The 15,400-nt window shown below is 53.1% G+C and carries 7 protein-coding genes, 2 tRNA genes and 3 rRNA genes; 11 read left to right on the top strand and 1 reads right to left on the bottom strand.

The genetic code is table 11. The features are described 5' to 3' along the window. Window positions 1–215: 215 nt before the first annotated feature. The 11 genes from ACQE2I_RS09820 (at window position 216) to rrf (ending at window position 13,981) form a co-directional block, all read left to right on the top strand. A complete protein-coding gene (locus ACQE2I_RS09820) occupies window positions 216–1,193 on the top strand; it encodes a calcium/sodium antiporter (RefSeq protein WP_427027941.1) in 978 nt (325 codons plus the stop codon). A gap of 257 nt (window positions 1,194–1,450) precedes the next feature. Then, on the top strand, window positions 1,451–2,866 hold the full coding sequence (locus ACQE2I_RS09815) for a cytochrome ubiquinol oxidase subunit I (RefSeq protein WP_427027940.1): 1,416 nt from the start codon (window positions 1,451–1,453) through the stop codon (window positions 2,864–2,866). 2 nt (window positions 2,867–2,868) lie between these two features. Next, entirely contained in the window at window positions 2,869–3,870 is a 1,002-nt protein-coding gene (gene cydB, locus ACQE2I_RS09810; protein ID WP_427027939.1) for a cytochrome d ubiquinol oxidase subunit II, read from the top strand. A 3-nt stretch (window positions 3,871–3,873) separates the two neighbouring features. Next, the gene (cydD, locus tag ACQE2I_RS09805; RefSeq protein ID WP_427027938.1) at window positions 3,874–5,547 is read left to right on the top strand and encodes a thiol reductant ABC exporter subunit CydD; all 1,674 of its coding nucleotides are present in this window, start codon (window positions 3,874–3,876) and stop codon (window positions 5,545–5,547) included. After that, complete coding sequence (gene cydC / locus ACQE2I_RS09800; RefSeq protein ID WP_427027937.1) at window positions 5,544–7,250, top strand: thiol reductant ABC exporter subunit CydC; 1,707 nt, start codon at window positions 5,544–5,546, stop codon at window positions 7,248–7,250. The genes cydD and cydC overlap by 4 nt, the downstream gene beginning before the upstream one ends. 49 nt (window positions 7,251–7,299) lie before the next feature. Further along, window positions 7,300–8,292 carry an adenosine deaminase gene (locus tag ACQE2I_RS09795; RefSeq protein WP_427027936.1) on the top strand — a complete coding sequence of 331 codons (993 nt, stop codon included), beginning with the start codon at window positions 7,300–7,302 and terminating at the stop codon, window positions 8,290–8,292. A 359-nt stretch (window positions 8,293–8,651) separates the two neighbouring features. Next, window positions 8,652–10,184 (top strand): 16S ribosomal RNA (locus tag ACQE2I_RS09790). 114 nt (window positions 10,185–10,298) lie between these two features. Then, a tRNA-Ile gene (locus ACQE2I_RS09785) sits at window positions 10,299–10,375 on the top strand. 105 nt (window positions 10,376–10,480) lie between these two features. Then, window positions 10,481–10,556 (top strand) — tRNA-Ala (locus ACQE2I_RS09780). 249 nt (window positions 10,557–10,805) lie between these two features. After that, window positions 10,806–13,696 (top strand): 23S ribosomal RNA (locus ACQE2I_RS09775). A gap of 169 nt (window positions 13,697–13,865) precedes the next feature. Beyond that, window positions 13,866–13,981: ribosomal RNA gene (gene rrf, locus ACQE2I_RS09770) — 5S ribosomal RNA — on the top strand. Together the 16S, 23S and 5S rRNA genes with 2 tRNA genes alongside form the textbook arrangement of a ribosomal RNA operon. A 101-nt stretch (window positions 13,982–14,082) precedes the next feature. Here the strand turns inward: rrf and guaD are convergent. Further along, window positions 14,083–15,399 (bottom strand): guanine deaminase, encoded by a 1,317-nt coding sequence (guaD, locus tag ACQE2I_RS09765; RefSeq protein ID WP_427027935.1) that lies wholly within the window; start codon window positions 15,397–15,399, stop codon window positions 14,083–14,085. Between the last annotated feature and the right edge of the window lies 1 nt (window position 15,400).

Here is a 15,400-nt window from a genome sequence, read left to right as displayed (position 1 = left end):
CAAGGCGTCAGTTTAGACAACGATGCTGCGGCGCAGTGTTGAACGGTTAAATCCGATCAGATTGGCCGCGTAATTCTGCGTCGAATTAATTTCTCAGTGTCGCAAAATAGTGGCAAGGATTGCTAGTAATAGCATCTTACTACCTTCGCTATGAAGTGGTGCTTAGAGGCAGAACTTGCGAACAGTGCCAATCATTATGCCATGAAGGAAATGAAATGTTGCTTCCCACATTAGCGGTTGTGTTTGGATTAGTCCTATTGGTTTGGAGTGCCGAGAAGTTTATCGACGGTGCTGCGGCAACCTCGCGTTGGCTTGGCTTGTCACCACTTTTGATCGGGATGCTGGTCATCGGGTTTGGTACTTCGGCGCCGGAAATGATGGTGTCGGTACTGGCGGCGCTGGACGGAAATCCCGGCTTGGCGGTTGGCAATGCCTACGGTTCAAATATTGCTAATATCGGTTTGATCCTCGGCTTGGTGGCGCTTGTTGCACCTCTGTCGGTTCACTCTGGCGTTATCCGTAAAGAGATGCCGATTTTGATGCTGGTGATGCTGGCAACCGGCTTGATGCTGCTGGACGGATTTATTGCGCGCTGGGAGGCGGTTGGTCTTTTGCTGGCGTTGGTTGTTTTTATTGTTGTCAGTATTTTACGTTCTCGTAATCAGCCCGAAGATTCAATCGTAGCTGAAGTGGCAGAAACTCTGGACAGCAAGCCGATGTCTCGGGGTAAAGCCATTATGTGGACACTAGTGGGGCTGGTGCTGTTAATTGCTAGTTCACGTCTGCTGGTATGGGGGGCTGTTGAAATTGCGCTGCGCTTCGGTGTGAGCGACTTGATTATTGGTCTGACCGTAGTCGCCATTGGTACGTCACTGCCCGAACTCGCATCCTCTATTACCGCCCTGCGCCGCAAAGAGCACGATATGGTGTTGGGCAACGTGGTCGGTTCTAACCTGTTTAACAGCCTGGCGGTGGTCGGACTCGCCGGTGTGATTGCGCCTATCGAAGCAGGTCGGGAGGTGCTGGTGCGCGATTGGAGCGTAATGACCGGTATGACACTGCTGATGATTCTGTTTGCGTTTTCTTGGCGCGGCCGCCCACGGCGCATTAATCGTCTGGAAGGGGCCGTTCTGCTGGCGCTATTTGTCGCTTATACCGGCTATATGGTCAGCGTCGTCATAATGTCTCGGTAGTGCTTTTATCGTCATGGCGTGCGACTTTGGTAGTCAATGCATGGTAGTCAATGCATGGTGATCGCTGCGTCAATGCGACTCATCTTGGACGGTCGGGGATTATCATATAATGATTGTCCAAGAGAAGCGCTAGCGGCAGGGCCTTAGCGTAAGGAAATAAGCTTAGTGCTTATAACTAAAAAGTGTCGTGCCATAAAGGCTCTACTAAGCTTGTGCTAACCCATATGGGATACTGATTCAGGTCTTAGGAGAGTGAAATGGAACTTGATCCGCTAGTGTTATCGCGATTGCAATTTGCATTCGTTGTGTCGTTTCACGCTATCTTCCCCGTGTTTACGATTGGCCTGGCGTCCTACATCGCGCTGCTCCATGGGCTGTTCTTCAAGACCAAGAACCCTGCGTGGGATCGCCTCTCGCTATTCTGGACAAAGGTGTTTGCCGTTGTCTTTGGCATGGGGGTGGTGTCAGGCATCGTAATGTCCTTTCAGTTCGGCACTAACTGGAGCAACTTTTCTCAGGCCTCTTCGAATTTCCTCGGGCCCATGCTTAGCTATGAAGTCGTCACGGCGTTCTTTTTAGAGGCAGCCTTCTTGGGAGTGCTGCTATTTGGGCGCGGAAAAGTCCCTCAAGGGGTGCACCTATTTGCGGCGATTATGGTGGCGGTGGGCACCTTTATTTCTTCCTTCTGGATTCTATCGGCTAACAGCTGGCTGCATACACCTGCCGGCGTAGAGTTGATCGACTTTCGCTTCCATGTGACGTCATGGAGCGAGGCGATCTTTAACCCCTCGTTCCCTTACCGCTTTATGCATATGGCCGTTGCCTCGTTTTTGACCGGCGGTTTTGTCGTGGCAGGGGTCAGCGCATGGTTTCTACTCCGCGATCGTGACCCCGAAGCGAATCGTCGCGCACTCTCCATGTGTCTCTGGCTGTTGCTGTTTTTGGCACCAACTCAGGCGGTCATTGGCGATTTCCATGGCATTAACACCTTAGAGCACCAGCCGACGAAAGTGGCTGCGATGGAGGGGCACTGGGAGACCTCAGGCAATGTGCCGCTGTTGCTGTTTGCTATTCCTGACCAGGATGCACAAACCAACCACTTTGAGCTGGGTATACCGAATATGGCCAGTATCATCTTGACCCACTCCCTTGATGGAGAGGTGCCTGGTATTAGCGAGGCAGCGCCTGAAGAACAACCTCCAGTGCTGATTGTGTTCTGGGGCTTTCGCGTTATGGTCGGGATTGGTCTGCTGATGATTGCGGTGGCGTTAACGGGGCTATTATTGCGCCGTAAGGGGCGTATCTACGACAAGCGGCTATTTTTAAAAGGCCTGACGGCGATGATCCCCATGCCGTTTATCGCTGTTTTGGCGGGTTGGATTGTCACCGAGTCGGGCCGTTCTCCGTGGCTGGTTTACGGCATGATGACCCATGCCGAGGGCTTAACGCCTTCGCTGACTGGCCCAATGGCGCTATTCACCCTGATTGGCTATGTCTTGGTTTACGGCGTGGTGTTTTATGCGGGCATCTATTACCTCACACGAGTGGTGCGCAACGGCATGCTGCCTGAAGAAGAGCGTGAAACCACCGGCGAGAACTTCAAGCGCCCCATGCGGCCTATGTCGGCGGCGCATACACCTTTTGATGATGACGTTGACCCGGTGAGGAGCTAGACATGGAAATGTTTGATCTAACGTTAGTTTGGGCCTTTATCATCGGTTTCGGCATCATGATGTATGTGCTTATGGATGGGTTTGATTTGGGGTTGGGTATTCTCTACCCCTTTGCTCCCGATGAAGATGCCCGTGATGTGATGATGAACTCGGTGGCGCCGATATGGGACGGCAATGAAACCTGGCTGGTACTCGGCGGTGCCGGGCTGTTAGGCGCCTTCCCGCTAGTGTATTCGGTGTTTTTGCCTGCGCTTTACATCGGCGTTTTCTTAATGCTGGCAGGGTTAATCTTTCGCGGCATTGCCTTTGAGTTCCGTTTTAAATCACGGCGTAATCGGCGCTGGTGGAATCGCGCCTTTTGTTGGGGGTCGGCAATTGCCGCCTTCGCACAGGGCGCTGTAGTGGGGGCCTATATTCAAGGCTTCCCGGTTGAAGATTTTGCCTATGTAGGCGGTGCCTTTGATTGGCTAACGCCATTCTCAGTATTAACCGGGCTCGGCCTAATGGCAGGCTATGCCTTGCTAGGTGCTACTTGGCTGATACTGAAATCTGAAGGCCATGTGCAGGATTGGGCTTATAAAATCACTCCGATGCTGCTTGCACTAGTGCTGTTCGTTTTTGGGGTGATCAGTATTTGGACCCCGTTTGTTAACCCGCTGGTGTGGGAGCGCTGGTTTGGCAATATTCAACTGATTTGGATTTTCCCGTTCCTCGCCTTGGCCTGTGCCTTTGTGGTTTTCCGTTCGGTACAGAAGCGTCGTGAAGGCGTACCTTTCCTAGCCACTATCGGCATCTATGTCTTTACCTATCTAGGGTTGATCGTAAGCAAATGGCCAGTGATTGTGCCACCTAATTATACTCTTTGGGACGCGGCTTCATCACCGGAGTCACAGCTATTCCTGTTAGTAGGTATGGTGTTTGTTATCCCGATTATCTTGACCTATACCGCCTGGACCTATTGGGTGTTCCGCGGCAAGGTGCGTGTAGGCGAGGGATACCACTGATTCATGCTAACTGAAGGCGCACTTTCTCTTACGCCGCGCAGTTGGTTGCAAACCTTGGCTAAGGGAGAGCGCAAGCGCCTGCTTGGCTCTTCACTTTGCGGCGTATTGGCAGGTAGTCAAACGATTGTGGTGGTAGTGGGTATTGCCTGGCTTATTGATCAGTTGGTGGTCCATCACCGATCACCCATTTCTCTAGTTCCAATATTCTCCCTGCTGGTGGGCTGCGTGCTGTTACGCGCTGCCTTTCAGTGGGGGCATGAAGTGCTGAGCCTGGAAGCGAGCCTGCGCATTCGTCAGCGTGCCAGGGCTCAATTGCTGGATAAGTTATCTGCCTTAGGCCCGATTTGGCTCACTAGCCAGCACAGTGGCTCCCTTGCCAATCAAGTGGTTGAGCACATCGATGCGCTGGAAGGCTATTTCGCACGTTTTTACCCCCAACTGCGGATTACCCTCTGCTTGCCGCTGCTGATGCTGGCGGTGGCGGGTTGGCTCGATTACCTGGTGGCTCTGTTTCTCCTACTTTCAGCCCCGCTTATTCCGCTCTTTATGGCCTTGGTCGGCATGGGAGCTGAGCGTCTTAACCGTGATCAGTTTGTGGCCGTATCGCGATTGTCAGCGCATTTCATTGACCGTGTGCGTGGCATGACGACGCTGCAGCTATTTGGCCGTACCTCCGCCGCCCAGCAGGATGTTTGGTATGCCACCGATGGCTATCGGCGCCTTAGCATGCGTACTCTTCGGTTGGCTTTCCTCTCATCGGCAGTGCTGGAGTTTTTTTCCTCAGTGGCGATTGCGGTTGTGGCTATGTATGTCGGTTTTGGCCTGCTGGGCTACATCGAGTACGGGCCGTCAACATCGTTGACGCTTTTTTCGGGGTTAGCGGTGCTGTTGCTTGCGCCCGAGTTTTTCCAGCCGCTACGCACGCTTTCTCAGCATTACCACGACCGCGCAGCGGCACTCGGTGCTGCCGAAAACGTGGTGAATATACTCAATCAGCCAAGTTTAGTGAGCGAATATGGTTCTATGGCGCCGCTGTCGGGTAGGTCGGTCATTGAGTTAATGGCTGCTTGCGTTGCTTATCCTGATCGTGGGCAAGTGATAGGCCCTATCGATCTCACTATTCAGCAGGGTGAGGTAGTGGTGCTTAGCGGCGCCTCTGGTAGCGGAAAGTCGACGCTGCTTGCGTTGCTCGCGGGCTTTGTCGCACCCAGTGCTGGCGAGTACCGCCGGCAGGCAAATAGCCTCTATGCCTGGTTGGATCAGCAGCCTTGTCTTTTGCATGGCAGTTTGAGCGATAATCTACGTTTGGCGGCGCCTGAAGCTACCCGTGAAGAAATGGTCGCCGCACTGTATCGCGCTGGTTTTGGGCCCCTGTTAGCTCAACTACCCGAGGGCCTGGATACATTAATCGGCGAGCGTGGAGTAGGTTTGTCGGGTGGTCAAGCCCAGCGTTTGGCACTTGCCCGTGTATATCTTAGTGATGCACCGCTGGTGCTATTGGATGAACCTACGGCGAGTTTAGACCAAGAGACTGAACAGTTCGTTTTGACGGCTTTGCTAGAGCTTGCCCAAGAGGGGCGCACCCTGGTCATAGCGACCCACCATCCAGCAGTGATCGCCGCTGCCCAACGCCACCTCGCTTTTGCACAGGGTAAGCTGGTCGAGGCGGCCTTATGATAGCTATTTACCGCGATTTCCGTCCCTGGTTGCTGCTTTTAGTTCGGCGGCGTCGGCGCTTTTTGTTGGGCGCTCTGCTGGTTTGGGTCACTCTAATGGCAGGGCTTGCACTGCTGGGCTTATCCGGTTGGTTTATTACCGCCAGCGCGCTGACCGGTATCGCCCTGGCCCTGGGGATTCCTGCTCGGCTGGATGTGTATGTGCCTGGTGGTGGCATTCGTTTCTTCGCTCTGGCGCGCACGGTCGCGCGCTATGTCGAGCGCTTGTATAACCATAATACGGTGCTAACGCTGCTTGCCGACTTGCGTTATCGCGTATTTGGCTATTTAACACGCCTTGATGACGCTCACCTGCACGGTGAGCGTGCCAGCGACTGGCTGAACCGGTTAACGGCAGATATCGACACTCTGGATAATTTTTATCTGCGGCTCTTAGTGCCACCGTTGGTGGCGCTGCTTGGCGTGGTGGCGGTGTCGCTTTTTGTGGCTATTTGGTTGCCCGGCGTTGGCGTACTGATGGCAGTGACGCTGGGTTTGCTGTGGCTAGTGGCAACCCTACTGGCTGCTGCCTGGGGCTTTTCGCGAAGCTATCAGCAGGTGGTTGACCAGCAGTCGCTGCGCCGTTTAGTGGTCGACCAAGTGCAGGCCTCGGCTGAGTTGATGAGCTATCAAACGACCCAGTGGCACCGGACCTTGATCGCTAGTCAAGAACAGCAAGCGTTCAGTAACCAGCGTCGCTTAGGACGTAAGACGGCGTTGATAAACTGCCTGGTAAGTGTCATTAGCGGATTAATGGTCTTGGCGGTATTGTGGTTCGCTAGCCTGGTGTTTACTCAGCAGTTGGTAGCGGGCCCTATTTTAGTGATGGCTACACTGATGGCACTGGGGGCGAATGAGGCGTTCATTACGCTGCCTGCGGGCTTTGTCAAACTAGGTGCCAGCTATGCAGCGGTGCGTCGGCTAAATGAGTTAACCGGTGATTCATCGCCTACTTCTCCCGCCGTTATACTCCCTGAAGATCGTGGCTTAAGCATTCAGGCTAATCAGCTCTCTCTGCATTACGCGCAAACATTAGAGCCCGCGTTAAGTGGTATTGACCTTCAACTGCCCGCTGGAAAGCGTGCGGTGATTACTGGCAATTCCGGGGCCGGAAAAACGTCTTTAGCCAGTGTGTTAATGGGGCGCTTGAAAGCGACTCAGGGAGAGGCGATGGTGGGCGGCGTACCAGCGTGGCAGCTCTCGTCCGAAAGCCGTGCTAATCACTTTGCCATGCTCACTCAGCAGGTGGACCTGTTTGATGCCTCTATTGCCGAGAATCTGCGTATTGCCAACCCAGTCGCTAGCGATGACGAGCTCTGGGATGTATTGAGGGCGGTAGCCTTGGATAGCTGGGTTGAACAACTGCCGAAAGGCTTAGCCACAGCGGTGGGCGAGAAAGGCCAGCAGCTTTCGGGGGGGCAAGGCCGGCGTTTGGCATTAGCACGACTAATGCTATGTAAGCCTCAAGTGGTGATTCTCGATGAGCCGTTTGCAGGGGTCGATGCGACGACGGCAAAAAATATCGCGGTTTCCTTGGATAAATGGCTGATCAATCGAACCGCTATCTTCTTTGTTCATCAAGTGAGTTCGCTAAATCTATTGCCCGGGATCGAGTACCACTGGCATCTTGATGCCGGTCAGCTTAGCCAATGCCCGCTTAAATAATCGATAGTGAGTGACATTGATTAATTAATAAGACAGCTAGGAGCCATGCATGCACGAATTCTTACGCAACCTTCCAAAAGTAGAGCTCCATTTGCATATCGAAGGCTCGTTGGAGCCAGAATTAATGTTTGCGTTAGCGCAGCGCAATGGGATTAAGTTGCCCTATGCGACAGTTCAAGACGCCAAAGATGCTTATCATTTTAACGACCTGCAGGGGTTCCTGAATCTCTATTTTCAGGGCATGAGCGTGCTTCGTAACGAAGAGGACTTTTACGACCTGGCGATGGATTATTTCAAGCGTGCGCGGGGGGAGGGCGTTGTGCATATCGACATGCACTTTGACCCCCAGGCGCATCTACAGCGTGGCGTGCCTCTTGAAGTGGTAATGGCCGGGCTATTAAAAGCCAGGCAGGAAGCTGAGGAAACCCTCGATCTCTCTATTGGTGTGATCATGGCTTTTCTACGCGATTGTCCGGCAGATGAGGCCTTGCATGTGCTTGAACAGGCCGCCCCATACTGGAAAATGCTGGATGCCATTGGCTTGGATAGCGCCGAGCTCAACAATCCTCCGGCTGACTTTGTCGGCGTATTTGAGCGCGCTAAGCAGCTTGGGTTGGCGCGCGTGGCCCATGCTGGGGAGGAAGGTCCCTCTGAATATATTAAACAAGCCCTGGATCTACTTGGTGTTCAGCGCATTGACCATGGAGTGCGCTGCTTAGAAAGTAATGAAGTAGTGGAGCGGTTACGCCGTGAGCAAATTGTTTTAACGGTATGCCCGCTTTCTAACGTCAGCCTGAAAGTGGTAGAAGATCTACGTGATCATCCGCTTCCAAAACTGTTGGCTGAAGGGCTCAAGGTAACGATTAGCTCAGATGACCCCGCTTATTTTGGTGGCGGCATGTTGACTAATCACATTGCTTGCACCGAAGCGTTTGGCTGGGATGAGGCGATTTTCCGTCAATTAACCCGCAACGCGATTGAAGAAGCTTTTACTACTCAGCAGCGTCGCGAAGAGTTGCTGGCTCGTTTAGCCGCTGTATAAAGGATTTACGCCTAGTTTATTTGGTAGGTATAACTGCTATCTATTGAATGTAGTACTACGTTTTTGCTTATAAATGTTCAAATCGCTGTTGACCCTGGCGGTGGATCGGGTAATATACGCACACGTCAACGGGGCACGGCCTCAACGACTAGCTCTTTAACAATTTGATCAGGTAATTCATGTGGGCGCTTGCTGATGTTGGTGACAAATCACCAAATATCAAGGCAAGCGACTCAAGCAATAAGGTTTTAAAGGATTCGTCCTTTGGGATCTGTTTTGAATGAATTCGTTTGACCCTTGAGCCAAGTTTGGTTCGCTTCTGTCACTTTCGAGTGGCAGGTAAGAACCGCATAGATCTTAAACTGAAGAGTTTGATCATGGCTCAGATTGAACGCTGGCGGCAGGCCTAACACATGCAAGTCGAGCGGTAACAGGGGGTGCTTGCACCCCGCTGACGAGCGGCGGACGGGTGAGTAATGCATAGGAATCTGCCCGATAGTGGGGGATAACCTGGGGAAACTCAGACTAATACCGCATACGTCCTACGGGAGAAAGGGGGCTTCGGCTCCCGCTATTGGATGAGCCTATGTCGGATTAGCTAGTTGGTGAGGTAATGGCTCACCAAGGCAGCGATCCGTAGCTGGTCTGAGAGGATGATCAGCCACATCGGGACTGAGACACGGCCCGAACTCCTACGGGAGGCAGCAGTGGGGAATATTGGACAATGGGGGCAACCCTGATCCAGCCATGCCGCGTGTGTGAAGAAGGCCCTCGGGTTGTAAAGCACTTTCAGCGAGGAAGAACGCCTAGTGGTTAATACCCATTAGGAAAGACATCACTCGCAGAAGAAGCACCGGCTAACTCCGTGCCAGCAGCCGCGGTAATACGGAGGGTGCAAGCGTTAATCGGAATTACTGGGCGTAAAGCGCGCGTAGGTGGCTTGATAAGCCGGTTGTGAAAGCCCCGGGCTCAACCTGGGAACGGCATCCGGAACTGTCAGGCTAGAGTGCAGGAGAGGAAGGTAGAATTCCCGGTGTAGCGGTGAAATGCGTAGAGATCGGGAGGAATACCAGTGGCGAAGGCGGCCTTCTGGACTGACACTGACACTGAGGTGCGAAAGCGTGGGTAGCAAACAGGATTAGATACCCTGGTAGTCCACGCCGTAAACGATGTCGACCAGCCGTTGGGTGCCTAGCGCACTTTGTGGCGAAGTTAACGCGATAAGTCGACCGCCTGGGGAGTACGGCCGCAAGGTTAAAACTCAAATGAATTGACGGGGGCCCGCACAAGCGGTGGAGCATGTGGTTTAATTCGATGCAACGCGAAGAACCTTACCTACCCTTGACATCGACAGAAGCCGAGAGAGATCTTGGTGTGCCTTCGGGAACTGTCAGACAGGTGCTGCATGGCTGTCGTCAGCTCGTGTTGTGAAATGTTGGGTTAAGTCCCGTAACGAGCGCAACCCTTGTCCTTATTTGCCAGCACGTAATGGTGGGAACTCTAAGGAGACTGCCGGTGACAAACCGGAGGAAGGTGGGGACGACGTCAAGTCATCATGGCCCTTACGGGTAGGGCTACACACGTGCTACAATGGCCGGTACAAAGGGCAGCGAGCTCGCGAGAGTCAGCGAATCCCTTAAAGCCGGTCTCAGTCCGGATCGGAGTCTGCAACTCGACTCCGTGAAGTCGGAATCGCTAGTAATCGTGAATCAGAATGTCACGGTGAATACGTTCCCGGGCCTTGTACACACCGCCCGTCACACCATGGGAGTGGACTGCACCAGAAGTGGTTAGCCTAACGCAAGAGGGCGATCACCACGGTGTGGTTCATGACTGGGGTGAAGTCGTAACAAGGTAGCCGTAGGGGAACCTGCGGCTGGATCACCTCCTTAAACGATGCGTCACACGTTAGTAAGCGTCCACAATGAATTACCTGATCAAAGATAGAGCAAACGGTAGTTAGCTTAGCTATTACGTGATGTTGTCATCGTAATGGCTAAATGACCGGGTCTGTAGCTCAGTTGGTTAGAGCGCACCCCTGATAAGGGTGAGGTCGGCAGTTCAAGTCTGCCCAGACCCACCAAATTTTATCCATTCCTGCGTTATTTTATCACTCGCATAGCAGGCTATGCGTCGCTATAAAATGCCTTGGTATGAATAAAATTACCCGGAAAAGCAGAGCGTTAATGGGGCCATAGCTCAGCTGGGAGAGCGCCTGCCTTGCACGCAGGAGGTCAGCGGTTCGATCCCGCTTGGCTCCACCATTACGTGACTGTCCTGTTTAGCCTTAAATGCCGTTTGTGAATGTTTCGTGACCATTGATAAGTCGCTGCGTTGTTGTCGTTTTTATACGCCGCTTTATCACTGTTCATTGAACAGCTGCTCTTTAACAATGTATATCATGCTGACAAGAACACTTCGCAAGAAGTGCTTCTTAAATTGTGATACGCGTCAGCGTATCCGGCACAATGAAACGTGATCATTGCGAGATACCAGACTCCTTCGGGTTATAGGGTCAAGCAATGAAGCGCACACGGTGGATGCCTAGGCAGCCAGAGGCGATGAAAGACGTGGTAGCCTGCGATAAGGCTCGGTGAGGTGGCAACAACCTGTGACCCGGGCATTTCTGAATGGGGAAACCCACTCATCATAAGATGAGTATCGTGCCCTGAATACATAGGGGTACGAGGCGAACCAGGGGAACTGAAACATCTAAGTACCCTGAGGAAAAGAAATCAACCGAGATTCCCCTAGTAGCGGCGAGCGAACGGGGACCAGCCCTTAAGCATGTGACTGATTAGGCGAATGCGTTGGGAAGCGCGGCCGTAGCGGGTGATAGCCCCGTAGTCGAAAATCTGAACATGTGAAATCGAGTAGGTCGGGGCACGAGAAACCTTGACTGAAGACGGGGGGACCATCCTCCAAGGCTAAATACTCCTGGCTGACCGATAGTGAACCAGTACCGTGAGGGAAAGGCGAAAAGAACCCCGGAGAGGGGAGTGAAATAGATCCTGAAACCGTGTGCGTACAAGCAGTCGGAGCGGACTTGTTCCGTGACGGCGTACCTTTTGTATAATGGGTCAGCGACTTATATTCAGTGGCGAGGTTAACCGTATAGGGGAGCCGTAGGGAAACCGAGTCTTAACTGGGCGACACAGTCGCTGGATATAGACCCGAAACCGAGCGATCTATCCATGAGCAGGGTGAAGGTTGAGTAACATCAACTGGAGGCCCGAACCAGGATCTGTTGAAAAAGATTTGGATGACTTGTGGATCGGAGTGAAAGGCTAATCAAGCTCGGAGATAGCTGGTTCTCCTCGAAAGCTATTTAGGTAGCGCCTCATGCAGTACCGCCGGGGGTAGAGCACTGTTTCGGCTAGGGGGTCATCCCGACTTACCAACCCGAGGCAAACTCCGAATACCGGTGAGTAACGCGTGGGAGACACACGGCGGGTGCTAACGTCCGTCGTGAAAAGGGAAACAACCCAGACCGTCAGCTAAGGTCCCGAAATCCTGGTTAAGTGGGAAACGATGTGGGAAGGCTCAGACAGCTAGGAGGTTGGCTTAGAAGCAGCCATCCTTTAAAGAAAGCGTAATAGCTCACTAGTCGAGTCGGCCTGCGCGGAAGATGTAACGGGGCTAAACCAGGTACCGAAGCTACGGGTGCATCCTTCGGGATGCGCGGTAGAGGAGCGTCGTGTAAGCCGATGAAGGTGAATTGAGAAGTTCGCTGGAGGTATCACGAGTGCGAATGCTGACATGAGTAACGATAAAGGGAGTGAAAAACTCCCTCGCCGGAAGACCAAGGGTTTCTGTTCGACGCTAATCGGAGCAGAGTGAGTCGGCCCCTAAGGCGAGGCCGAAAGGCGTAGTCGATGGGAAACGGGTCAATATTCCCGTACCGGACATGGTTGCGATGGGGGGACGAAGAAGGCTAGGTGAGCCAGGCGTTGGTAGTCCTGGTGAAAGCATGTAGGCCGAGTGTTTAGGTAAATCCGGACGCTTAAAGCCGAGATGTGAGACGAACTGACCACGGTCAGGAAGTCACTGATGCCACGCTTCCAGGAAAAGCCTCTAAGCTTCAGATCATGTGCGACCGTACCCCAAACCGACACAGGTGGTCAGGGTGAGAATCCCAAGGCGCTTGAGAGAACTCGGGTGAAGGAACTAGGCAAAATGGTGCCGTAACTTCGGGAGAAGGCACGCCGGCGTAGGGTGAAGAGACTTGCTCTCCTAGCCCGAACCGGTCGAAGATACCAGGTGGCTGCAACTGTTTATTAAAAACACAGCACTCTGCTAACGCGCAAGCGGACGTATAGGGTGTGACGCCTGCCCGGTGCCGGAAGGTTAAATGATGGTGTTAGCCGCAAGGCGAAGCTCTTGATTGAAGCCCCGGTAAACGGCGGCCGTAACTATAACGGTCCTAAGGTAGCGAAATTCCTTGTCGGGTAAGTTCCGACCTGCACGAATGGCGTAATGATGGCCACGCTGTCTCCACCCGAGACTCAGTGAAATTGAAATCGCCGTGAAGATGCGGTGTACCCGCGGCTAGACGGAAAGACCCCGTGAACCTTTACTATAGCTTCACACTGGACGCTGATGTTGCCTGTGTAGGATAGCTGGGAGGCTTTGAACTCCGGACGCCAGTTCGGAGGGAGCCATCCTTGAAATACCAGCCTGGCATCATTGGCGTTCTCACTCAGGTCCGTTATCCGGATCGAGGACAGTGTGTGGTGGGTAGTTTGACTGGGGCGGTCTCCTCCTAAAGAGTAACGGAGGAGCACGAAGGTACCCTCAGCACGGTCGGACATCGTGCAATGAGTGCAAGAGCATAAGGGTGCTTGACTGCGAGACAGACACGTCGAGCAGGTGCGAAAGCAGGTTCTAGTGATCCGGTGGTTCTGTATGGAAGGGCCATCGCTCAACGGATAAAAGGTACTCCGGGGATAACAGGCTGATACCGCCCAAGAGTTCACATCGACGGCGGTGTTTGGCACCTCGATGTCGGCTCATCACATCCTGGGGCTGAAGTCGGTCCCAAGGGTATGGCTGTTCGCCATTTAAAGTGGTACGCGAGCTGGGTTTAGAACGTCGTGAGACAGTTCGGTCCCTATCTGCCGTGGGCGTTGGATGTTTGAGAAGGGCTGCTCCTAGTACGAGAGGACCGGAGTGGACGACCCTCTGGTGTTCCGGTTGTCACGCCAGTGGCATTGCCGGGTAGCTATGGTCGGACGGGATAACCGCTGAAAGCATCTAAGCGGGAAGCCCCCTTCAAGATGAGACATCCCCGAGGACTTTGATCCTCCTGAAGGGCCCAGCGAGACCAGCTGGTTGATAGGCACGGTGTGGAAGCGCTGCAAGGCGTTGAGCTAACGTGTACTAATGGCCCGTGAGGCTTGACCCTATAACACCCAAGGGGTCTGCTCAAAATGATGACGTGACATGAAAACACCGGATACGCAGCGTGTGGCCTGACGCATTAAGCGCACAGGCGGCAGGCAATGAGACGCACACAATTGAGCAAGCAACGATAGACAGCCCGCTCGTCAGCATGATGTACATTAACCGTTACGCCTGACGACCATAGCACGCGTGAACCACCTGATCCCTTGCCGAACTCAGCAGTGAAACCGCTTAGCGCCGATGGTAGTGTGGGGTCTCCCCATGCGAGAGTAGGTCATCGTCAGGCACCTATACCAAAAATCCCCCAGGGCTGACGCTCTGGGGGATTTTTTTTGTGTGTTGGGTGAAGGGTAAGTGGTGAATAGTGAATAGAAACCACTCACCACTTTATATATTCCTACGGTGCTGGCATTGCCCGCCTGCCCAGGTTTCATAAATGGCGCGGTCATCCGCAAGCACCATTAACGCAAATAGCCGTTCACCGAGTGTTGTGCAATGATTGATACGCCGTGAGAGCAGTGATGTTGCCTTAGTATCAATGACGACAAAATCAGCTTCAAGACTTGGTGCAAGCTGGCCTATGTGGCTATCAAGGGAAAGCGCTTTCGCATTGCCCATGGTTAAACCATAAAACCCTTGCCAAGCAGTGAGCGGTTGGCCACCTAGCTGACCTACTTGATAAGCTGATTTCAGCGTTCCAAAGCCCGAGAGGTCAGTGCCTGCGCCGATATCGCTGGCAAAGGTAAATGCCATCCCCGTCTGTTGAGCTGCTTCACGGTCGAATAACCCGCTGCCGAGAAAAAGATTAGAACTTGGGCAGAACGCGACATTAGCGCCCCGATCTGCTAAGCGTTTACGCATGCCGTTATCAAGGTGAATACCATGAGCGAAGGTGCTGCGTGGGCCCACTAGGCCTGCTTGTTCATAAACCGCTAAGTAGTCACGGCTATCTGGAAACAGTTCTGCTACCCAGTCCAGCTCCCCGCTGTTTTCAGCCAAATGCGTCTGCAGCCAGAGGGTCGGATCATTACGCAGGAGGGCACCAGCGGCGTCCATTTGCGTTTTAGTAGAGGTAGGCGCAAAGCGTGGCGTGACGCTATACCCCAACCGCTGCTTGCCGTGCCAATCCTCTATTAGCCGTTCGGTATCGCTAATACCTGTCGCACCATCGAGTAAGGCATCAGGTGCGTTACGATCCATTAATACTTTGCCGACCAACATACGAAGCTGGCGTTTTTGACAGGCGGTAAAAAATGCATCGGCCGAACCTGGGTGGCTAGAGCCAAATACCTGGGCTGTCGTAGTACCCGCGCGAAGCATTTCATCTAAAAAAGCGTTAGACAGCGCTTCTGCATGGGCATGGTTAGCAAAGCGACACTCTTCAGGAAAAGTGTAGTCGTTAAGCCAATCTAGCAGTTGGCGCCCATAGGAGGCCATGATATCCAATTGGACATAGTGAACGTGAGTATCGATAAATCCAGGCATGATAAGTTTGTCACGATAATCAAGCACGTCACTACCCTTCGGTAGAGACGGTGCTAACTCATTGAAGTGGCCAACTGCATGAATATGTTGCCCTTTCAACCATAGTAAGCCGTCGCCGTAGTGCTCTAAGCTGCCTGGGGCCGGTGTATCACCATTGCCTGGGTCGCGGGCAAAGCTAACCAATTCGGCGCGGATAAACGTATCGGTAAGGGAATTCATA

The organism is Halomonas sp. H2, assembly GCF_050215315.1.
Classification (GTDB): Bacteria; Pseudomonadota; Gammaproteobacteria; order Pseudomonadales; family Halomonadaceae; genus Vreelandella.
Note: the sequence above shows the minus strand (reverse complement) of the source record. Positions and strands in the feature narration are given on the sequence as shown.